Source organism: Cupriavidus sp. GW822-FHT06G04, from assembly GCF_058799075.1.
The window spans coordinates 469,332-490,238 of sequence record NZ_JBXALD010000002.1; the positions used below are offsets into that span (position 1 = coordinate 469,332).

The following is a 20,907-nucleotide window of genomic DNA, read 5'->3' on the forward strand; positions in this document are numbered from 1 at the left end:
GCCCGCAAACAGGCCGAATACCAGGCGCAACAGGCCGCCGAGCAGGCGGCCAGGCAAGCACAGATCGACGCTGAAGCTCAGGCACGTGCGCAAGCCGACGCCGAACGCGCAGCATATTGGGCCGAGGAGAACGCCCGCAAACAGGCCGAATACCAGGCGCAACAGGCCGCCGAGCAGGCGGCCAGGCAAGCACAGATCGACGCTGAAGCCGCGGCCCGGAGGGTAGCGCAAAGCAACCCCGGCAACGACGCAAATTTGCTGACGGGATTCGCGCCAATGCCACCGATGCCGGAAATGCCAACGGCGCCTACGTTCACTCCGCTTGAGCCAGCGCCCCTCCCGGCAGTGGCTTTCGTGCCAGTGACCACAGCGGTCGAGCCCGTGCTGGCGATGGGTCCAGCGTTCCCCCAACCGATTCCCCAAATGATCGTGGAACCGACGGTCGCCGAGATCGTGCCGCCGAGCCAGACGCTGCCGACGATTACGCGGAAGCCGCTGCCGACGCTGCCGTCTATCTCATCGACTACCAAGCTCTAAACAATCGCACGGCGCAGATGGAAGCGCCAAGCGAGACCGCAGCGATCTCGCGGGCTCCGCATAGACAGCGGCGGCCCGCGCTGGTGAAGGTGGCAGCCATTGCTCAAGGCACAAACGCAAGCCGTGCCTTGAGCCGGAAAATGGTGTGGCCGTCCGGGTTTGACAATTGATCGTCACGCCCTGGCGCGCGAAGGTCGGCCCCATATCCGGGCCGCATGAAGTGAAATCCGCGCACCTCCGCCAAAACCTGCATTGAAGTTCGCGCCCATGAGATTCTCCATGGGCGCGAATTTCCTTTTCGGGTTCTTTCGATGTTCGAACGATCTTGTTCGAACCATCTTTTGATCGAATTCTCTTTCGATCTGTTTCTGATCGACGGCCGGCGGGACGGCGGTTTCAACGTCCAGGCGCACCCCACGATGCGCGATCGGCTGCGCGGCCCAAGGCGTATCCGCGCGCCACTCCCGTCAATCGAAATCGACCCATACGCATTCGCGACAAGCATTCGCGAAACGCGGATACGCAGCGATTCGCAACAGTCGCTAGCCGACGATGCGCAGCGAGTAGTCCGTGGCGCGCACGTCCTTGGTCAGCGCGCCTACCGAAATGCGATCCACGCCGGTTTCAGCATACGCACGGATCGTGTCGTAGTTCACGCCCCCCGAAACTTCCAGCAGCGCGCGTCCACGATTGATCTCAACGGCCTCGCGCATCATGTCGATCGTGAAGTTGTCGATCAACACCGAAACCGCGCCAGCGTTCAACGCTTCTTCCAGTTCGGCAATCGATTCGACCTCGACCTGCACGGTCGCATCGCTGTCGAGCGCCAGCGCCGCGCGCATGGCCGCCGTGATGCTGCCAGCCGCCGCGATATGGTTTTCCTTGATCAGAATGCCGTCGTAAAGGGCAAGGCGCTGGTTCTCGCCTCCACCAATCCTGACCGCGTATTTCTGCGCCAGACGCAGGCCTGGCAGCGTCTTGCGCGTGTCGAGCACACGTGCGCGCGTATCGGCAATCAGGTCGGCATATCGGCGCGTCGCCGTGGCCACGCCCGAAAGCAACTGCAGGAAATTCAGCGACGGGCGTTCGGCCGTCAACAATGCGCGCGCGGGGCCGGTAATTTCGCACACCACGTCGTCAGGCGCCATCCGCGCGCCCTCTTCCATGCGCCAGCGAACCTGCAGCCGCGTATCGACGGCCGCCATGCACGCTTCAAACCACGGCTGGCCGCACAGCACCGCGTTTTCACGCACGATCACGCGTGCCTGCACAATCTTGTCGGCCGGGATCAGCAGGCCGGTCAGATCTCCGCTTCCCACATCCTCGGCAATGGCCGCGTTGACGTTGGCTTCCAGCGCGGCGCGCAACGCCGGGCCGTAGCTGTCGAATACCGAATTCACGCTCATGCCGGACCCACTCCCTGAAACAACGCCGATTCCTTTGCGAGATCCGCGGCAGGCCTTACATTGGCCTTCTGCTGCGCGGCGAAGTCGAGCATACGGTCGATACACGTGACAGCGCGTCGCCCAATGTCCGCATCGACGTGGATTTCGTTGCGGCCGGTTTCCAGCACCTCGGCGAGATTGCCGAGCGCATTCATCGCCATCCACGGGCAATGCGCGCAGCTTTTGCATGTCGCGCTGTTGCCAGCCGTCGGCGCCTCGATAAACAGCTTGCCCGGTGCGGCCATGCGCATCTTGTGCAGGATGCCGTTATCGGTGGCGACGATGAATTCGGTGGCGTCGAGTTGCTGGGCCGCGGCGATCAACTGGCTGGTCGAGCCCACCACATCGGCCTGCTCGACCACATTGGCCGGCGATTCCGGGTGTACCAGGATCTTGGCGCGCGGATGTTCGCGGCGCAGCAGATCCAGTTCGATGCCCTTGAATTCGTCATGCACCAGGCACGAGCCCTGCCACAGCAGCATGTCGGCGCCGGTCTGCTTCTGGATGTAGCTGCCGAGGTGCTTGTCCGGGGCCCACAGGATCTTTTCGCCGCGCGCGTGCAGATGCTCGACGATCTTCAGCCCAATGCTCGATGTGACCATCCAGTCCGCGCGCGCCTTCACGGCAGCGCTCGTATTGGCATAGACCACCACGGTGCGATCGGGATGCGCATCGCAAAACGCAGTGAATTCGTCCGCCGGGCAGCCGAGGTCGAGCGAGCAGGTGGCATCCAGATCAGGCATCAGGATGGTCTTCTCGGGACTGAGAATCTTGGCGGTTTCCCCCATGAAACGCACGCCTGCTACCACCAGCGTCTGCGCCGCATGGTCCCGCCCGAAACGCGCCATTTCGAGCGAATCGGACACGCAACCGCCGGTTTCCTCGGCCAGGTCCTGCAGATCTGCATCGACGTAGTAGTGCGCCACCAGCACCGCATTGCGCGCTTTCAGAAGCTTGCGGATCCGGTCCTTGAGGGCGCTGCGTTCGTCGGGCGACAGCACGGGAGGCACCTTGGCCCACGCATGGGCAACGCAGCTGCCGCCGTCGGCATGTTCGGCATCCGCCAAGTTCGGCTTTTCGAACTCGACAGTCTTGATCGTTTGTGGGGTCATTTGTGCAGTACTCCTCGGGGCGCCCATCGGCTGCCGCGCTCAACTGCGCAGTCTGTGCCGGAAACATGGGGGAGTGTAGCGAAAAGAAAAGCCCCGCCTGGGGCGGGGCTTTGTAGCCATGACGGGCGCGCTGCCGATTGTATCAGGCGTACCGGCGCAGGCGCAGCGAAAAGTCCTGCAAAGCCTGGATGCCGCTCGCTTCAGCGCGGTGGCACCACGCTTGCAGCTGGGCCAACAGTTGCTCGCGCGTCATATTCGAACGGCCCCAGATCACGGCCAGTTCGCGACGCATTTCCACATACGTGTGCAGCATCTTGTTCTGCTCGGTGATGCTGGCAAGCTGCTGGCGCTGCGGCGCCGCGAGCTTCACTTCCTCGCGATGGAACCACTTGCGCGCCGGCTTGTAGCTCTTGTACTCGGGCGAACGGCCTTCCTTGTGCTTGCGCAGCTCGGCGCGATATGCGGACTTCAGCGCCTTGGCGTAGCGGGCCATCACGTCGTAACGATTGGCGATGATCGCTTCAAGCGTGTTGTGGTCGACGGGCCGGGCTTCCACCAGGCGGGCCTTGGGCGGCGTCTTCTTGACCTTTGCCAGGCCAACCGACTGCATCGCGCGGATATACCACCAGCCCACGTCGATCTCGTACCACTTGATCGAGAACTTGGCCGACGTCGGATACGTGTGGTGATTGTTGTGCAGCTCTTCGCCACCGATGATGAAGCCCCACGGCGACACATTGGTCGACGCGTCTTCGCAATCGTAGTTGCGGTAGCCCCAGAAGTGGCCCAGGCCGTTGATGATGCCGGCGGCATGGATCGGGATCCACAGCATCTGCACGGCCCACACGGACATGCCGACCAGGCCGAACAACGCCAGGTCGATGATCAACATCAGGCCCACGCCCTGCCAGGTGAAACGCGAATACAGATTGCGCTCGATCCAGTCATTGGGCGTGCCGTGGCCGAACTTGCTGATCGTTTCGGTGTTCTTGGCCTCCGCGCGATACAGTTCGGCGCCTTCCAGCAGCACCTTGCGGATGCCGCGCGTCTGCGGGCTATGCGGATCGTCTTCGGTTTCGCATTTGGCGTGATGCTTGCGGTGAATGGCGGTCCATTCCTTGGTCACCATGCCCGTGGTCAGCCAGAGCCAGAAGCGGAAGAAATGCTGGGCAATCGGATGCAGATCCAGCGACCGGTGCGCCATGCAGCGGTGCAGGAAGATGGTCACGCCTGCGATGGTGATGTGCGTCATCACGAGCGTGTAGATCACGATCTCCCACCAGGACCAATTGGCAAGGCCGTTCGCGGCCCAGTCAAGAATAATGTCGAACAAACTATGTTCTCCGTCGTAAAACGAATGGTTGCAGCGCGCCACCAGCGTGGGGCGCACCTGTCGCGCAGAAAAAGGCCTGCGAAGTCAGCGATTGCGATAGCTTTCTGGCGCTGGCGCAATCCTGCGAAAGTGGCAGGGAGCCGGGCCGAGGTACGAACCGCTGCAATCTGGCGGTTGTCTGGTGTGGGGCTGCAGGATGTCGGTATACACCCGCGACAACCCGGCATTGTACCGAATCGCAACAGGGTAGACATCCGCTTTTTCCCCCACTTTGATGCACTCTGTTGAACTTCGTTCCCGCAGGTGATGCCGGAACGACTTCGTTCGCGCGTCAGCTTGCCGCTTGCGGGCCAGCCGGGAGTGATGTGGGCGCCTCGTTCAAGACGCGGAGTTCGCGCTGCGGATACGGGATCGACACGCCATGTTGCTGGAACGTGCGCCAAATCGCGCGATTCATCGCCGATTGGACGCCCAGCTTGCCGTTTTGGGGATCGGCAATATTGACCGCGACTTCGTATTCGATGCCGCTATCGGCAAAGGCCACGAGAAAGGCCGAAGGCTGAGGAGCGGGCAGCACACGTGGAATATCGCGCACACAATCCTGCAGCAGGCCGATGACTACTTCGGGGTCGGATGCGTAGTCGGCCTGCACCCGCACCGCCACCCGGACATTGGTGCCCGAGAACGAATGGTTTTGCACGGACTGCGCCACGAGTTGCTCGTTCGGCACCAGGGTCTCGCCATCGCCGTTGCGCACGACCGTGTAGCGCGTGCGGATCTGCGACACGATGCCCGTGTACTTGTCCACCGTGATCTGGTCGCCCAACTTGACCGAGCGATCGAGCAGGATGATGAAGCCCGAGATGTAATTGCTGGCGATCTTCTGCAAACCCAGACCGAGACCCACGCCGAGCGCGCCGCCGAACACCGACAGCACGGTCAGGTCGATCCCCACCAGCGACAGGCTCAGCAGCAGCGACACCAGCAGCAGCAGCGCCTTGGAAATGCGCGTCAGCACCACCTTGAGGTTCGCGTCGAGGGTGGGCGCCCCCATCAGACGGTCTTCGAGCCACGACCCGAACCACATCGCCACCAGTACGGTGAGCAGAATCCACACCACGCCCAACAGTGCGTCGGCCACGCTGATCGGGTGCTTGCCGCCTACCGAAAAGCGCATGCTTTCCATCCAGGCGATGACATCGGGCAGCACGCCGACCACATACAGCGCCATGGCGATCCACACCGTCGTGGTCAGCACCTTCTCCACCAGCACCAGCATGCCGTGCAACTGGCCTGTGGCGGACATTCCGCGCCGCAGGATGTAGAACGCAACATAAAGCGCCGCGATGCCGAACAGCGGCACCAGCGCCAGCCGCAGCACGCTGACCGAGGCAAAGGGCGCGAGGCCGTAGCGCGCGGCCAGTACCAGCAGCCAGCCGAACAACGGGAACATGGCGCGTTCCAGGCTGACCGTTGCAAAGCGCAGCGCGAAGCTCGACGACGCGTGCCGCGCTTCGAGCCGCTTGACCACGTGGCGCGCCAATGGCCATGCAATCACCAGGCACGCCGCCAGCACGCCGATCTGCCAGAAGAAGCCCTGGCCGTTGGTGTCGTGGATCAGGTCATCGAGCATGCGGCCCAGTACCGAATGGGACTGGGTCAGCGCCGCCAACGCGTTCGGATTCATCGGTTCGCTTTCTGTCCAGATCCGCGCTTAACGCGTCCGCTCCAACACCGCGGCGAAGAAGCCGTCGGTCTGGTGGATATGCGGGAACAGCGCCAGCATGCCGCTTTCGGCCGGCAATTCTGGCACCGTGATCTTCTGCTCGGCCAGCACCTCAGCCACCGGCACGAGCCGGAAGTTTTCGTTCTTGGCGAGGAAGTCGCGCACGATCGCTTCGTTTTCGGCTTCCAGCACGCTGCACGTGGCGTAGACCACGCGACCGCCGCCCTTCACCAGCTTTGCGGCCGCCTCAAGGATCGCCGCTTGCTTGGCCGTCAGCTCGACTACCGATTCCGGCGACTGACGCCATTTGAGATCGGGATTGCGACGCAATGTCCCAAGTCCGCTGCACGGCGCGTCGACCAGCACGCGGTCGATCTTGCCGGCCAGGCGCTTGACCTTGGCGTCGCGCTCCGAATCGATCAGCACCGGATGGACGTTCGACAGCCCGCTGCGCGCCAGGCGCGGCTTCAGATTGGCGAGGCGTTTTTCCGACACATCGAAGGCGTAGAGCCGACCGGTCGATCGCATGGCCACGCCGAGCGCCAGCGTCTTGCCGCCCGCGCCCGCGCAGAAGTCGACCACCATTTCACCGCGGCGCGGCGCCAGCAGATGACATAGCAACTGGCTGCCTTCGTCCTGAACCTCGACACCCCCGTTGATGAACAGCGGCAGCTGGTTCAGCGCGGGCTTGCCTTTGAGCCGGATGCCATCGGGCGCCATGGGCGTCGGCTCGGCCGCGATGCCGGCGTTGGTCAGTTCGGCCAGCGCCTCTTCCTTCGACACCTTCACGGTATTCACCCGCAGATCCAGGGGCGCCGGACGCAGCCACGCATCGCCCAGCGCGGCGGTGAACGCCTCGCCGTGCCGCGCGACGAGATCGTCGTAAAGCCATTCGGGCAGGTTCGCGCGCACGCGCGGCGCCAGGCTCGAGCGCTCGATCGTCGTCAGGCGATCGAGCCACTCGGCTTCGTCCGGATAGAGGAACGGCGACAGCGTGTCGCGCCCCAGCGTTGCGGCAAGACCGAGCAGAGCCAGGCGGCGCGTGGCCGACCCCGTGCCACTTTCGGCAAATTGACCAAATTCGACGCGTCGACGCAACACGGCAAAAATTGCTTCTGCGATGATTCCGCGGTCGCGGTGGCCGAGTTTGCTATTTTCACGGAAGTAAAAGCTCACCACCGCATCGGCGGGCCGCGCGAACAGCAGCACCTTGCCCAGCAGCCGGTCGATGTGCTGCAGATGGAAAGCCTGCAGCCCGCCCGGCGTGCGCGGCGTGGCGTCTGCGCCATGTGCTCGGGGCTGACGAATCGGACTGCCCTTGCCTTTGCTGCCACGCGAACGCTGGCGATTGTCCTGGGGTGTTGCGGAATTGCGACTCATGGCTGTTTTCCTGCCGTTGCGGGCGAGTTGGCCATGAACCATTGGGGCTCGGCCGGTTGAACTTGAACGATACCGCGCTGCACGTGCAGACGATCCTCGACGAACCAGCGCACAGCGCGCGGGTAAATGACATGTTCGCTATCGAGCAAACGATCGGCCAGCGACTCAGGCGTGTCGCCAGGCAGAACATCAAGCGCGGCCTGTATCACGATCGGGCCGTGATCGAGTTCCGGCGTAACGAAGTGCACCGTGGCGCCGTGCAGTTTCACGCCTGCCTCCAGCGCTTGGCGGTGCGTATGCATGCCGGGGAAACTCGGCAGCAGCGACGGATGGATATTGAGCATCCGCTGCGCGTAATGGGCCACGAATTCCGCCGTGAGAATACGCATGAAGCCGGCCAGCACCACCAGATCCGGTTGATAGGCGTCGATCGCGTCGCGCATCGCGGCGTCGAAACTGGCGCGATCGGCAAACTGCTTGTGGTCCACCACGCCCGTGGCAATGCCATGGTCGGCAGCGAATTTCAGGCCCGAAGCGTCGGGCCGGTTCGACAGCACCGCCGCCACGCGCGCCGGCCATCGCTCGGCTGCGCAGGCCCGGACGATCGCTTCCATGTTGGAGCCGCGCCCGGAAATCAATATGACAATATTTTTCATCGCCGCGATTCTACCGCGCCGCAGGGTAAACGCCCGCAAACCGTACGCATTAGGCACTTAATTACCCCGAAACGTACACCGGGCAACGTTTTCACGTTCAAATGCAACGCGAAATACCCAAGTGCCATGGATTGTGACGCGCACCCCGCTCTGTTAGAGTGGGTCCTACGTCCACGCGCTGCTTCTCCAGAAGACGGTGACAACAAGGACGAAACGGGAAATTAGACGGGAATACGCATGTCGAACGCTGCACCGACTCTGTTGGTGGTCGATGATCATCCTATGGCTCTTTCCGGCACCACCGCATTTCTTGCGGAGGTGATGCCCGACGTCGCAGTCCACGCTGCCGGTAGCGCCAAGGAGGCTCTCCATACGCTGAATCAGGGACTTCGTCCCGATATCGTGCTGCTTGATATCTGGCTTAATGACGGCACTGGCTTCGATGCCATGCAGGCCTTCAAGACCGTGATTCCGGCCGCGCGCTTTATCTTCATGTCCGCCGAAGCCACACCGGAAATCGTGGGACGCGCCCGCGCGCTGTCCGCCTGCGGTTTCGTCGGCAAGCATCTGGACGCCAACGCCTTCACCGCCGCGGTACGCAAGGTGCTGGCCGGCGATACGAGCTTTCCGTCGGACGAGGCCCTGTCCGGCCGCTCGCAATCGTTCGGCCCGGCCCATGGCATTCCTGTCACGCCTGCCGAACTGGGCCTGACGCCGCGCCAGGGCTCGGTGCTGGCGTTGGTGCTGGAAGGCCTGCCGAACAAGGTCATCGCGCGCAAGCTGGGGCTGACGGAAAACACCGTCAAGGAACACGTTTCGGCCATCCTGCAACGCTTGGGCGTGCGCACGCGCATGCAGGTGATGTCGCGCATGGAGCGATTCCGCCTGCGGCAGTAACGCGCGTCGCGGCAGCGGCGGAACACCACGCCGCTTCCCCGCTCTACCACTCCGTCTTGCAACGATGCCCCGCGGCGCCTGCGCCGATGGCGGCGTTTACCTGCGCTGCCGGTTTTGCGCCGTGCGTGAGGCCAAGAGTTATCAGCGTCAGGCTGGTTGCAGCCAGCGCCGCAACAACATTCGCAGATTGGCTGGATCCACCGGCTTGGGCAGCACGAAGTATCCGGCGTCCTCGGCGGCCAGCAGCGCGGCCGATTTCAGGTCGCCCGTCAGCAGCGCGCTGCGCGCCTGCGGTTGCGTGGTCTGCCAGCGTTCCAGCAGATCCAGGCCGTTTTCGTTGCCGGGCAAGCGCAGGTCGCAGAAGATGATGTCCGGCTTCAGGCCCTTGGCGAACAGCGCATCGGCTTCCTGGCCATGCGCGGCGCATGCCACGCGGATTCCCCATGCTTCCATCAGCGCGATCCACGCCTTGCGGATCTGGCTGTCGTCGTCCACCACCAGCACCGTGCCGCGCAGGCGGTCCTGGCGCGCATCCTCGGCCCGCGCATTGGCGCGCATGGCGCGCACGCTGGCCACGGTTTCGGCCGGCACGGGAGCCAGCGCAAACCAGAATACCGAGCCCTTGCCCGGCACCGACCGCACGCCATACGTCCCGCGCATCAGGCGCACGCATTCCTTGAAGATCGCCAGGCCCAGGCCGAGTCCCTGCGACGGATCGCGCTGGGGGTTATGCACCTGGTAGTACGGCGAGAAGATCTCCGGCAGATGCTCGGGCGTGATGCCGGCGCCGGTGTCCCACACTTCGACGCGCACATGTTTGCGACGCTGGCGCGCGGTGACCAGAATGCCGCCGCGCTTGGTATAGCGCAGCGCGTTCTGCACGAGATTGAACAGCGCCCGCCGCAACAGCACCGGTTCGGCCATCGCGTAAAGCTCGTCGGGCACACGCGGGGTCAGCGTCAGCCCGCTTTCGCGCGCATCGGCGGCAAACTGGCTCATCACGTCGTGGATCAGCGCGTTCAGTTCGCAGGGCTCCAGCGTCGGTAACACCTTGCGGCCCTCGAGCTTGGAAAGGTCGAGCAGCGAGCGGAACAGCAAATCGATGGTCTGCGTGCCGGCGGCCACCTGCTCAACCAGAGGATGCAGCGAACTCGACTGGTTGCGCGCGCGCAGCGCTTCCACCAGCATGACCAGCGCGTGGACGGGCTGGCGCAGATCGTGGCTGGCGGCGGCCAGGAAGCGCGATTTTTCCTCGCTGGCGTGCAGCGCGCGCTCCTTTTCTTCCTGGAACTGTTTTGCCAGCCGCCGGCTTTCCGATTCCAGCTGGATGGCCCGCACCAGCGTGTGCTGCAGATTCAGCGAATGGCGCGCCAGCATCAGCGCGTAGATCACCAGCAGGATCTGCACGAAGCCGCCGTGCTGCGGGAACGCAAAGTCGGCCAGCATGATGTTGGGCACCAGGATCGGCACGCCCGCAAACACCAGGTTGGACGGGATGGGCGATTGCGAAGTGGCGCCGCCCGCCAGCACGCCCAGCGTCAGCAAGTACAGCACGCTCGAAAACACCACGGAGTTGGTGTACAGATGCAGCAGCGCCGAACTTCCCCACGTCAGGCCGGTGAGAAAGGCAATCGCGCGCATGTTGTTCCACCACTTGCGCGTGTGCGCCGAGCGGCTCATTTTGCCGATGTCCCGCTGGTAGCCGAAATAGAACCAGCTGCCGCCCGCGGTGAGCATCAGCATGATCGCGCACCACGCCAGCAACGCGGCGTGGCTGGCGTGATTCCAGAAGGCACAGGCGGTCAGCGCCGGCAGCAGGACGGACGATGCGATGGCCGTGGGCGACACCCGGTGCACGGTGGCCAGCAGCTTGGCCCGTGTCTCGGTGTCCAATTGCGGACCGGGCGGCAGGATCTTGTTGAGCAGCGCGTTCAAGTGTGGCCTGGCATGTAAGGCGACGACAATCGGCTGAAGGAGCCGCGTCTCGGCGGCAACCGTTGCAGTATTCGCGCGGTTTTTGTTCTGAATCGCGCATATCATGCCGATTTTTGCGGCGCTGCGCCATTACCGGGTGGGCGGATCGGCCACAAATTCGCCATTTGTGGGCAGCCGACCAACACCGGCACCACGCCGGCGCCGGGGAAACTGCCAATCGGGCGGCAAGTGTGGCCATTCGCCTTATAATGCTCGCTTTCCCTAAAACGCTCGTCCGCCGTCCTCGTGAAAGTCTTCCGCGGCCTGCCCAACGCCGAAAGCCGGGCGCCCTGCGCGCTCACCATCGGTAATTTCGACGGTGTGCATCGCGGCCACCAGTCGCTGCTGGCGCGCGCGCGCGCCGCCGCCGACGCGCGCGGCCTGCCGCTGTGCGTGATGACGTTCGAGCCGCATCCGCGGGAATTTTTCTCCCCCGAACACGCCCCGACCCGCATCGCCCTGCTGCGCGACAAGCTCGACGCCCTGCGCCGCAATGGCGTCGATCGCGTGGTCGTGGAGCACTTCAACGCCCACTTCGCCGCGCAATCGCCGCAGGCCTTCGTCGAAAACGTGCTCTGGCACGGGCTGCACGCGCGGTGGATCCTGGTGGGCGACGACTTCCGCTTCGGCGCCAGGCGCGCGGGCGACTTTGCCTATCTGCAGGACGCGGGCCGCCAATTCGGCTTCGATGTCGAGCAAATGGGTTCGGTGTCCGAGGGCGGCATCCGCATTTCCAGCTCGGCGGTGCGCCAGGCCCTGGGCGATGGCGATCTCGAACACGCGCGTCGCCTGCTGGGCCACGGCTACGCGATTAGCGGCCATGTGATCCATGGACGCAAGCTCGGCCGCAATCTCGGCTTCCCGACGCTGAACCTGAAGATTTCGCACAAGCGCCCGGCCGTCAATGGCATCTTCGTGGTGCAGGTGCATGGCCTTGCCGAGCATCCGCTGCCAGGCGTGGCAAGCATCGGCGTACGCCCCACGGTGGAAGACGCCGGCCGCGTGCTGCTGGAAGTGCATCTTTTCGACATCAATGAAAACCTCTACGGCAAGCTGGTCCGGGTGGAATTCATGAAGAAGCTGCGCGACGAGATGCGCTACGACTCGCTGGACGCCCTCACCGCCGCGATCGCCAAGGATGCCGAGGACGCGCGTGCGTTCTTCGGCATCGCCTCGCCGGGCGCGAGCGGCGGCCGGCGCGACTTTGCCACTTCCGCTACGGATCGAATTAGCTAGCGGCCGGCGGCTCGCCAGATGCGCGCCGCCGGGGCCCGCCCTGCCTTGCTCCGAAACCGACACGCGCGCGGCGGTCATCTACCGGCCGCGCCTCACGAATTGCCCTGAGAATCGAACATGTCAGACGACAAACGCGCCAAGCCTGAAAAAAGCAAGTATTCGGTCAACCTGCTGGACACGCCGTTCCCGATGCGCGGCGACCTGCCCAAGCGCGAGCCGCTGTGGGTCAAGCAGTGGCAGGACAAGCAGATCTACAAGAAGATCCGCGCGGCGCGCAAGGGCGCGAAGAAGTTCGTGCTGCACGACGGCCCGCCGTATGCCAACGGCGACATCCACATCGGCCATGCGGTCAACAAGGTCCTGAAGGACATGATCATCAAGGCGCGCGGCCTGACCGGCCTGGACGCCGTCTACGTGCCGGGCTGGGACTGCCATGGCATGCCGATCGAAATCCAGATCGAAAAGCAGTTCGGCAAGGGCCTGCCCGTGCAGGAAGTCCAGGCCAAGGCGCGCGCTTACGCGACGGAACAGATCGCCCGCCAGAAGAAGGATTTCGAACGCTTGGGCGTGCTGGGCGACTGGGACAATCCCTATCTGACCATGAACTTCAGCAACGAAGCCGACGAGCTGCGTGCGCTGGGCAAGATCATGGAGAAAGGCTACGTGTTCCGCGGCCTGAAGCCCGTGAATTGGTGTTTCGACTGCGGTTCGGCACTGGCTGAGGCGGAAGTCGAGTACAAGGACAAGGTCGATCTGTCGATCGATGTCGGCTTCCCGTTCGCGGAACTCGACAAGCTGGCCCATGCGTTCCACGTGCCGTTGGCGCAGCTGCAAGGCAAGCCGGGCTGGATCGTGATCTGGACCACCACGCCCTGGACGATTCCGTCGAACCAGGCATTGAACATGCATCCGGAAGTGGAATACGCGCTGGTCGACACGCCGCGCGGCTTCCTGATCCTGGCCAAGGATCGCGTCGAGGAGCAGCTGAAAACCTACGCGCTGGAAGGCACCATCGTGGCCACCGCGCGCGGCGATGCGTTGACCGAAGTGCGCTTCCATCACCCGCTTGCCAAGATGGACGCGGGATACGCGCGCACGTCGCCGGTCTACCTGGGCGACTACGTGACCACCGACACTGGCACCGGCATCGTCCATTCGGCGCCGGCCTACGGTGTGGAAGACTTCCAGTCATGCAAGGCGCACGGCATGCCCGATGCGGACATCATCAGCCCAGTGATGGGCGATGGCGTCTACGCCAGCACGCTGCCGTTGTTCGGCGGACTGTCGATCTGGGATGCCAACCCGAAGATCGTCGAGGTGCTGCGCACCTCGGGCAACCTGTTCAACGCCCATAAGTACGAACACAGCTACATGCACTGCTGGCGTCACAAGACGCCAATCATCTATCGCGCCACGTCGCAGTGGTTTGCCGGCATGGACGTGGATCCGGCCGACAACGGCCCGACCCTGCGCGAGACCGCGCTGGCGGGCATCGAGGCCACCGAGTTCTACCCGTCGTGGGGCAAGCAGCGCCTGCACAACATGATCGCCAACCGCCCGGACTGGACGCTGTCGCGCCAGCGCCAATGGGGCGTGCCGATGGCGTTCTTCGTGCACAAGGAAACCGGCGCGCTACACCCGCGCACACCCGAGTTGCTCGAGGAAGTGGCCAAGCGCGTCGAACAGCACGGCATCGAGGCATGGCAATCGCTCGACCCCAAGGAATTGCTCGGCGACGAAGCCGCGCAGTACGAAAAGAACCGCGACACGCTCGACGTCTGGTTCGATTCAGGCACGACCCACTGGACCGTGATCCGCGGATCGCACCGCGACGAACTCTACGATCCGTCGGCCGACACCCCTGACGGCCGTCTGGCGGACCTGTACCTGGAAGGCTCGGACCAGCATCGCGGCTGGTTCCATTCGTCGTTGCTGACCGCATCGATGCTCTATGGCAAGCCACCGTACAAGGCGCTGCTCACGCACGGCTTCACGGTCGACGGCGAAGGCCGCAAGATGTCGAAGTCGGTCGGCAACACGGTCGCGCCGCAGGACATCTCGAACAAGATGGGCGCGGAAATCATCCGGCTGTGGGTGGCGTCGACCGATTACTCGGGCGAGCTGTCGATCTCGGAGGAGATCCTCAAGCGCGTGGTGGAAGGCTATCGCCGCATCCGCAACACGCTGCGCTTCCTGCTGGCCAACCTGACCGACTACGACCACGCCCGCGACGCGCTGCCGGCGTCGGAATGGCTTGAGATCGACCGCTACGCAGTGGCGCTGACCGAGCGCCTGCAAAAGGAAGTGCTGTCGCACTATCAGGCCTACGAATTCCACCCGGTGGTGGCCAAGCTGCAGACGTTCTGCTCCGAAGACCTGGGCGGCTTTTACCTCGATGTGCTGAAGGATCGCCTCTACACCACGGCAGCCGATTCGAAGGCGCGCCGCGCCGCGCAGAATGCGCTGTACCACATCACGCAGGCGATGCTGCACTGGATGGCGCCGTTCCTGTCGTTCACGGCCGAGGAAGCCTGGCAGATCTTTGCGCACGGCACCGAACACACGGACACGATCTTTACGAGCACCTACTACGACATCCCTTCGGTGGACGATGCGGACAACCTGCTGATGAAGTGGCACGAGATCCGCACCGTGCGCGCCGAGGTCACGCGCCAGCTGGAAGCCGTACGCGCCGAGGGCGATATCGGATCGTCGCTGCAGGCGGAAGTCACGATTGCCGCGGGCGGCCCGGTGCTGAGCGCATTGCAAAGCCTGGAGGACGATTTGCGCTTCGTGCTGCTGACGTCGGCCGCCAAGGTCACGCCGGCGCCGGAAGGCGGCGATCTGATGGTGACCGTCACGCCTTCGCAGCATGCCAAGTGCGAGCGCTGCTGGCACTATCGCGCCGATGTCGGCCACAACCCCGAGCACCCGACGATTTGCGGCCGCTGCGACAGCAACCTGTTTGGCGCCGGTGAACATAGGAGCCACGCCTGATGGCAACGTCTTCCACGCGCTCCGCGCGCTCGACTCCGGCGCGCAGCAAGGGCAAAGGCAAAAGCAACGTCACGCCGTGGCTGTGGATGGCCTTTGCGCTGCTGGTCGTCATGATCGACCAGTTCTTCAAGATCCTGATCTCGCGCTCGTTCCAGTACGGTGAATCGCGCCCGGTCACGAGCTTCTTCAATCTCGTGCTGGTCTGGAACAAGGGCGCGGCGTTCAGCTTCCTTGCCGACGCGGGCGGCTGGCAGCGCTGGTTCTTCACGGTGCTGGGCGTCGCGGTGGGCAGCTTCATCGTCTGGCTGCTGTATCGCCATACGGGCCAGAAGCTGTTCTGTCTGGCGGTGTCGTTGATTCTTGGCGGCGCGGTGGGCAATGTGGTCGACCGTGTCATCTACGGTCACGTGATCGACTTTCTCGATTTCCACCTGCGCAACATGCATTTTCCGGCGTTCAATGTCGCCGATTGCGCGATCACGGTAGGCGCGGTCCTGCTGATCGTCGACGAGTTACGGCGCGTTCGCCGGCACTGACGGCGACATCGTCGGCGTTGATTGACGGCGGTGATTGACGGCAAATTCTTGCCGCCGGCAATATCCGCCTTCCCGTTCTTCCCTTTTTCGTTTCTTCCGGCAGCAACTTTCCCGGTCCACCTCTGGCGCGCGCGCCAGAGGTGCGCTCCGGCGACCCACGCCTGCCCGGCACATCCATCGCGCCAGCGGTATGATGCGGAACTCAAGTTTCCTCGAGAGCGTTCCCCATGGATTTGCGCGGCAAGCACATCGTTCTTGGCCTCACCGGCGGCATTGCCTGCTACAAGTCGGCCGAACTGGTCCGGCTTCTGACCAAGGCCGGCGCCACCGTACAGGTGGCGATGACCGAGGCGGCGACGCATTTCATCACGCCCGTCACGATGCAGGCGCTGTCCGGCCGACCGGTATTCCTTTCGCAATGGGATGCGCGCGTGGACAACAACATGGCGCATATCGACCTCTCGCGCGAGGCCGACGCCATCCTGATCGCGCCGGCTTCCACCGACTTTCTGGCCAAGGTCGCCAACGGGCTGTGCGACGACCTGCTCACCACGCTGTGCATCGCGCGCGAATGCCCGCTGCTGGTCGCGCCCGCGATGAATCGCCAGATGTGGGCCGCCGCGCCCACCCAGCGCAATGCCGCGCAACTGCGCGCTGACGGCGTGGCGATTCTGGGACCGGGAACCGGCGACCAGGCCTGCGGCGAAATCGGTGACGGCCGGATGCTCGAACCGGAAGAAATCGTTGAGGATCTCATTGCGTTCTTCCAGCCCAAGCCGCTTGCCGGCAAGCGCGTACTGATCACGGCGGGCCCGACCTTCGAGGCAATCGATCCGGTGCGCGGCATCACCAATCTGTCGTCGGGCAAGATGGGGTTCTCGATTGCCCGCGCCGCGCGCGAGGCCGGCGCCGAGGTGCTGCTGGTGGCCGGGCCGACCGCGCTCGGCACACCTCGCGGCGTGGTGCGGACCGATGTACGCAGCGCCCAGCAGATGCACGATGCGGTGATGGCCCAGTTGCGCGAGGTCGACGTGTTCATCGCCGTGGCTGCCGTGGCCGACTGGCGGCCCGCCGCAGTCGCGCAGCAAAAGCTCAAGAAAGCTAACGACAGCGACACGCCCACGCTGCAGTTCGTACAGAACCCTGACATCCTGGCGGCCGTGGCCGCGCGTGCTGACGCGCCCTACTGCGTTGGCTTTGCTGCCGAGAGCGAGAACCTGGAGCAGTACGGCGAACAGAAACGCCAACGCAAGGGCGTGCCGCTGCTGGTCGGCAATATCGGACACCATACGTTCGGTCTCGATGACAACGAGATCGTGCTGTTCGATAGCCACGGCATGACGCGCCTGCCTCGCGCCGACAAGCTTTCGCTGGCGCGCCAGCTCATCAACGCCATCGGCCAGCGGCTGCCGCGCAAGTCCACATAACGTCCATATAGCGTGCCGTGTCTGCTGCCATGAGCCAAACTCGTCCCAAGTTGCGACTGTCGGTCCTCGACCAGAGCCCCGTCATCCACGGCCATAGCGCGCGCGACGCGCTGGCGGCCACTGTCGACCTCGCCCAGATGGCCGACGCGCTCGGCTATACGCGCTACTGGTGCGCCGAGCACCACGGCCTGCACGGCGTATGCAATCCCGCGCCGGAAGTCATGCTGGCGCGCCTGGGCAGCGTTACGCAGCGCATCCGCCTGGGCTCCGGCGGCGTGATGCTGCCGTACTACAGCCCGTTCAAGGTTGCCGAGCAGTTCCGCATGCTCGAAGCACTGTTTCCGAACCGCATCGACCTGGGCGTGGGCCGCGCACCCGGCGGCGACATGCGCACGGCGCAGGCGGTGGCAATGGGGCAATACAATCGCGGCGATCAGTTTCCGCAGCAGGTGCAGGACCTGTCGTTCCTGTTGCGCGGCGATGTGCCGCCCGACCATCTGGCCGAAGGCGTGCTGCTGCAACCGGCAATCGACACGCGGCCCGAGCTGTGGGTGCTGGGATCCAGCGATTTCGGCGGCGCGCTGGCCGCGCGGCTAGGTCTGCGCTTCGCCTTTGCGCACTTTATCAACGCGCATGGCGGCCACGCCGTAGCGCGGCAATATCGCGACGATTTCAACGCCGGCTACCACGATGCGCCGTATAGCGCCGCCGCGGTCTTCGTGATCTGCGCCGACACCGAAGCGCAAGCCGCGATGCTGGAAAGCGCGGTGGACATCCGTCGCCTGCAGATGGCCTACGGCGTGAACGCGCCGATTCCGTCGCTGGCGCAGGCGGCGGACTTTACGCCCAGCGAGCGCGACCGTCTGATCATCGAACGCGAGCGGCCGCGCACCATTTGCGGCACCCCGGCCCAGGTGGCCGAACGCATGCTGAGCCTGCGTGATCGGTTCGCCGCCGACGAGTTGATTGTGCTGAGCGTGACAGCGTCGTACCAGGCGCGCATGCGCACCTACGAACTGCTGGCCGACGCCTTCGACCTGGCGGCATAGGCGCCGGCGATTCGGGCGCCACAGTGCTGCTCCGAAGTGCTGAATCGGCAGGGGCGCCACGGTATCATGCCGCCTTTGTCCGATTAACGCGCCAGCGCATTGCAGGAAACATATCCATGACCGTAGCCGTGAACCCGACCGTCGAAATCAAGGTACTCGACGCCCGCCTGAACGACTGGGGCCTGCCAGCCTACCAAAGCGACATGGCGGCAGCCATCGACCTGCATGCCTGCGTGGATGGCCCCGTGACTATCGAGCCGGGCACCGCCGCGCAGCTGGTGCCTGCCGGGATCGCCGTACACATGGCCAATCCGTACATGTGCGCGACGATCGTGCCGCGCTCCGGGCTTGGCCACAAGAAGGGATTGGTGCTGGGCAATTCCATCGGCGTGATCGATGCCGACTACCAGGGTCAGATCATGGTCAGCGTGTGGAACCGCAATGCGCCCGGCACCGAGCCGATCGTCATCCAGCCCGGCGAGCGCATTGCGCAAATGATGTTCGTGCCGGTACTGCGCCCGGTTTTCACGACGGTGGAGACGTTCTCGGAAGATTCCGCGCGCGGAGCGGGTGGATTTGGATCGACCGGCGTGGCCCACGCCAAGGCAGGCTGAGCGCGTCGATCCACCACCGCGGAACGCTCCGACCGACTACGCGCGCTGTTCGAAGATCAGCGCCACGCCGTTGGCCTGCGCAGCGGGGATCAGCGTGATGCTTGGCGAGAGATCGATGGCCCGCACGCCGTTCGTGCGCCAGTGCGCCCGCGCCAGTGCCAGATCGGCCGTTGCGAGCCGGATTGCCGCATAGCCGGGCGTGGCGCGCTCGACCTGCGGCGCGTCCGTGGCATCGCCCAGCGCTTGCGGCGCGGTGATGACCAACGAGGCGCCATCGACGGCCAACACCGCGATCTCGCCCGTCGCGTGCGTGATCGGGGCGCCGGTCAGCGTGGCATAAGCCTGCGCCGTGCGCGCCAGATCGGCGGCCTCCACGACCAGATACGTCGCGTCAATCGCCTGTGCGCCGTTGGCGTGGCCCATCCATTCCGGACGCCAGAGCAATTCGGGCGTGCGATGTTCGCAGACGAAATACCGCGCCCCGGGGGCCTGATCCAGTGCGGTCACGCGGAACGTCGCCGGGTGCTCGCTGCCGTCGTCAAGCCGGACGGGCCGCGAAAACTCAATCGGATCCGACACTTCGAAACCCGCGGCGCGCAACCTGGCGGCCGTCGCAAACGCGTCGCTGCTCTTGCACGACATCGCCGCACAACCGTCGCCGCGCTGCTGGGCATCCCAGTAATACTGGCGGCTGGGGCTCGGCGCCGTGACGTGCAGCAGTTCGAGGTAGTCGCGCCCCAGCATGATGCAGTGGTTTTGCGAGCCCAGCGTGTGATAGCCGCGCGGCGTCAGCGTGAAGCCGAGCGCGCGCCAATTGGCGGCAGCCGCGTCGAGATCGTTGCAAACGACCACGGCATGATCGAACGGTTCGGGCAGTGCGGGCATCGGTTATTCGAACTGGATATTGGCCTTGCGGGCCACGGCCTGCCACTTGTCATGCTCGTGGCGAACCAGGTTGCCGAGATCGGCGGGCGAGCCGACTGCGATTTCGAAACCCTGCGCGGTCAGCGCCTCCACCACCTTGGGCTGCTTGATCGCCGCGCCGAGTGCATCGTGCAGTCGCGTGACGGTGTCCGGTTGCATATTGGCCGGGCCGAATACGCCGATCCAGGAATAGGCCTCGAAGCCCTTGAAACCCTGCTCGGCCACGGTGGGCACTTGCGGCATTTGCTTGATGCGGCTGGTGCCGGTCACGCCGAGCACCTTGATCGTCTTGGCGGCAATATGCGCCTGGACAGCGGCATAGCTGCTGAAAAACAGGTCGACCTCTCCGGCCAGCACGGCCTGCACGGCCGGGCCGCCGCCCTTGTACGGCACATGCAGGAAATGTACGCCGGCATCGGTTGCCAGCGCTTCCGCCGCGAGCTGGTTCAGGCTGCCGATGCCAGACGATGCATAGCGCACGGCGCCCGGATTGGACTTGGCCAAGGCAATCAGTTCGCGGACGTTCGATGCGGATAGCGCCGGGTTTGCGGCAATCACCAGCGGAAACCGCACGAGCTGCGTGATCGGCGTGAAGTCCTTGAAGGTGTCGTAGGGCAGGTTCTTGTACGCAAACGGATTGATGGCATGGGTGTCGAACGCCATCAGCAGCGTATTGCCGTCAGGCTTGGCGCGCGCCACGGTGCTGCTGGCGATCAGGCCGCCTGCGCCGGGCTTGTTGTCGACCACCACGGTCTGCCCAAGGCTGGTCTTGAGTCCGGGCTGAAGCTGACGAGCGACGATATCCACGCTGCCGCCCGGCGGGAACGGCAACACCATCGAGATCGGCCGGCTGGCGGCGGCGGGCTCCGCGGCATGGGCGGCTTGAACGAGACTGGCCAGCGACGCCACGGGCATGGCGCCCATCGGCAACGACTTGAGCAGCAGGCGGCGCAGCCGCGTGCGGTCTGGAGAGGACATCGGGGACTCAGGCTGGGTGGCCAAACGGCCACCGGACAAAAGGAAAGGCGGTACGCGCCGTCCCGTATTTTGCCCGATGATCGGTC

Annotated in this window: 16 protein-coding genes and 1 pseudogene; 8 read left to right on the top strand and 9 right to left on the bottom strand. The window is 64.4% G+C overall.

The features are described 5' to 3' along the window. Positions 1-537 (top strand): annotated as a pseudogene (locus AC1RKI_RS06170) (hypothetical protein); the annotation flags it as partial. Positions 538-1,079: 542 nt separating this feature from the next. Here AC1RKI_RS06170 and nadC read toward each other — a convergent pair. The 6 genes from nadC to purN all read right to left on the bottom strand — a co-directional run bounded on the left by nadC (position 1,080) and on the right by purN (position 8,189). Continuing rightward, positions 1,080-1,943 carry a carboxylating nicotinate-nucleotide diphosphorylase gene (gene nadC / locus AC1RKI_RS06175; RefSeq protein WP_492794477.1) on the bottom strand — a complete coding sequence of 288 codons (864 nt, stop codon included), beginning with the start codon at positions 1,941-1,943 and terminating at the stop codon, positions 1,080-1,082. After that, the gene (nadA, locus tag AC1RKI_RS06180; protein WP_490714837.1) at positions 1,940-3,094 is read right to left on the bottom strand and encodes a quinolinate synthase NadA; all 1,155 of its coding nucleotides are present in this window, start codon (positions 3,092-3,094) and stop codon (positions 1,940-1,942) included. The genes nadC and nadA overlap by 4 nt, the downstream gene beginning before the upstream one ends. A 142-nt stretch (positions 3,095-3,236) precedes the next feature. Further along, positions 3,237-4,427 carry a DesA family fatty acid desaturase gene (locus tag AC1RKI_RS06185; protein ID WP_061952960.1) on the bottom strand — a complete coding sequence of 397 codons (1,191 nt, stop codon included), beginning with the start codon at positions 4,425-4,427 and terminating at the stop codon, positions 3,237-3,239. A 331-nt stretch (positions 4,428-4,758) separates the two neighbouring features. Continuing rightward, positions 4,759-6,114 carry a mechanosensitive ion channel family protein gene (locus AC1RKI_RS06190; protein WP_341248153.1) on the bottom strand — a complete coding sequence of 452 codons (1,356 nt, stop codon included), beginning with the start codon at positions 6,112-6,114 and terminating at the stop codon, positions 4,759-4,761. Between the two features lie 27 nt (positions 6,115-6,141). After that, positions 6,142-7,533, bottom strand: coding sequence for an RsmB/NOP family class I SAM-dependent RNA methyltransferase (locus AC1RKI_RS06195; RefSeq protein ID WP_061952865.1), 1,392 nt, complete (start codon positions 7,531-7,533; stop codon positions 6,142-6,144). Next, the gene (purN, locus tag AC1RKI_RS06200; protein WP_061952867.1) at positions 7,530-8,189 is read right to left on the bottom strand and encodes a phosphoribosylglycinamide formyltransferase; all 660 of its coding nucleotides are present in this window, start codon (positions 8,187-8,189) and stop codon (positions 7,530-7,532) included. Before purN ends, AC1RKI_RS06195 begins: the two co-directional genes overlap by 4 nt. 237 nt (positions 8,190-8,426) lie before the next feature. Between purN and AC1RKI_RS06205 the strand changes: the two genes are divergently transcribed. Beyond that, complete coding sequence (locus tag AC1RKI_RS06205; RefSeq protein WP_061952869.1) at positions 8,427-9,086, top strand: response regulator; 660 nt, start codon at positions 8,427-8,429, stop codon at positions 9,084-9,086. Positions 9,087-9,233: 147 nt separating this feature from the next. On the opposite strand, the gene AC1RKI_RS06210 is transcribed toward AC1RKI_RS06205, so the two are convergent. Then, the gene (locus AC1RKI_RS06210) at positions 9,234-11,021 is read right to left on the bottom strand and encodes an ATP-binding response regulator (RefSeq protein ID WP_061952871.1); all 1,788 of its coding nucleotides are present in this window, start codon (positions 11,019-11,021) and stop codon (positions 9,234-9,236) included. A gap of 285 nt (positions 11,022-11,306) precedes the next feature. Between AC1RKI_RS06210 and AC1RKI_RS06215 the strand changes: the two genes are divergently transcribed. The 6 genes from AC1RKI_RS06215 (at position 11,307) to dut (ending at position 18,919) form a co-directional block, all read left to right on the top strand. Next, positions 11,307-12,296, top strand: coding sequence for a bifunctional riboflavin kinase/FAD synthetase (locus tag AC1RKI_RS06215; RefSeq protein ID WP_150979600.1), 990 nt, complete (start codon positions 11,307-11,309; stop codon positions 12,294-12,296). A gap of 117 nt (positions 12,297-12,413) precedes the next feature. Continuing rightward, complete coding sequence (gene ileS / locus AC1RKI_RS06220) at positions 12,414-15,293, top strand: isoleucine--tRNA ligase (protein WP_244785996.1); 2,880 nt, start codon at positions 12,414-12,416, stop codon at positions 15,291-15,293. Beyond that, positions 15,293-15,829 carry a signal peptidase II gene (gene lspA, locus AC1RKI_RS06225; protein ID WP_061952877.1) on the top strand — a complete coding sequence of 179 codons (537 nt, stop codon included), beginning with the start codon at positions 15,293-15,295 and terminating at the stop codon, positions 15,827-15,829. Before ileS ends, lspA begins: the two co-directional genes overlap by 1 nt. A gap of 227 nt (positions 15,830-16,056) precedes the next feature. Next, positions 16,057-17,256, top strand: coding sequence for a bifunctional phosphopantothenoylcysteine decarboxylase/phosphopantothenate--cysteine ligase CoaBC (gene coaBC, locus AC1RKI_RS06230; protein ID WP_150979598.1), 1,200 nt, complete (start codon positions 16,057-16,059; stop codon positions 17,254-17,256). 29 nt (positions 17,257-17,285) lie between these two features. Continuing rightward, positions 17,286-18,305: an LLM class flavin-dependent oxidoreductase gene (locus AC1RKI_RS06235; protein WP_227458973.1), complete on the top strand. Its 1,020-nt coding sequence runs from the start codon at positions 17,286-17,288 to the stop codon at positions 18,303-18,305. 116 nt (positions 18,306-18,421) lie between these two features. Next, complete coding sequence (gene dut, locus AC1RKI_RS06240) at positions 18,422-18,919, top strand: dUTP diphosphatase (protein ID WP_150979596.1); 498 nt, start codon at positions 18,422-18,424, stop codon at positions 18,917-18,919. A gap of 36 nt (positions 18,920-18,955) precedes the next feature. On the opposite strand, the gene AC1RKI_RS06245 is transcribed toward dut, so the two are convergent. After that, positions 18,956-19,804, bottom strand: coding sequence for a VOC family protein (locus tag AC1RKI_RS06245; RefSeq protein WP_061952884.1), 849 nt, complete (start codon positions 19,802-19,804; stop codon positions 18,956-18,958). 3 nt (positions 19,805-19,807) lie between these two features. Further along, entirely contained in the window at positions 19,808-20,821 is a 1,014-nt protein-coding gene (locus tag AC1RKI_RS06250; RefSeq protein WP_150979594.1) for a tripartite tricarboxylate transporter substrate binding protein, read from the bottom strand. Between the last annotated feature and the right edge of the window lie 86 nt (positions 20,822-20,907).

What these genes read in the sequence shown, in the direction of transcription:
- nadC (WP_492794477.1), bottom strand. Translation starts at nt 1,943, where the DNA reads ATGAGCGTGAATTCGGTATTCGACAGCTACGGCCCGGCGTTGCGCGCC.
- nadA (WP_490714837.1), bottom strand. Translation starts at nt 3,094, where the DNA reads ATGACCCCACAAACGATCAAGACTGTCGAGTTCGAAAAGCCGAACTTG.
- AC1RKI_RS06190 (WP_341248153.1), bottom strand. Translation starts at nt 6,114, where the DNA reads ATGAATCCGAACGCGTTGGCGGCGCTGACCCAGTCCCATTCGGTACTG.
- AC1RKI_RS06195 (WP_061952865.1), bottom strand. Translation starts at nt 7,533, where the DNA reads ATGAGTCGCAATTCCGCAACACCCCAGGACAATCGCCAGCGTTCGCGT.
- purN (WP_061952867.1), bottom strand. Translation starts at nt 8,189, where the DNA reads ATGAAAAATATTGTCATATTGATTTCCGGGCGCGGCTCCAACATGGAA.
- AC1RKI_RS06205 (WP_061952869.1), top strand. Translation starts at nt 8,427, where the DNA reads ATGTCGAACGCTGCACCGACTCTGTTGGTGGTCGATGATCATCCTATG.
- ileS (WP_244785996.1), top strand. Translation starts at nt 12,414, where the DNA reads ATGTCAGACGACAAACGCGCCAAGCCTGAAAAAAGCAAGTATTCGGTC.
- lspA (WP_061952877.1), top strand. Translation starts at nt 15,293, where the DNA reads ATGGCAACGTCTTCCACGCGCTCCGCGCGCTCGACTCCGGCGCGCAGC.
- coaBC (WP_150979598.1), top strand. Translation starts at nt 16,057, where the DNA reads ATGGATTTGCGCGGCAAGCACATCGTTCTTGGCCTCACCGGCGGCATT.
- AC1RKI_RS06235 (WP_227458973.1), top strand. Translation starts at nt 17,286, where the DNA reads ATGAGCCAAACTCGTCCCAAGTTGCGACTGTCGGTCCTCGACCAGAGC.
- dut (WP_150979596.1), top strand. Translation starts at nt 18,422, where the DNA reads ATGACCGTAGCCGTGAACCCGACCGTCGAAATCAAGGTACTCGACGCC.
- AC1RKI_RS06245 (WP_061952884.1), bottom strand. Translation starts at nt 19,804, where the DNA reads ATGCCCGCACTGCCCGAACCGTTCGATCATGCCGTGGTCGTTTGCAAC.
- AC1RKI_RS06250 (WP_150979594.1), bottom strand. Translation starts at nt 20,821, where the DNA reads ATGTCCTCTCCAGACCGCACGCGGCTGCGCCGCCTGCTGCTCAAGTCG.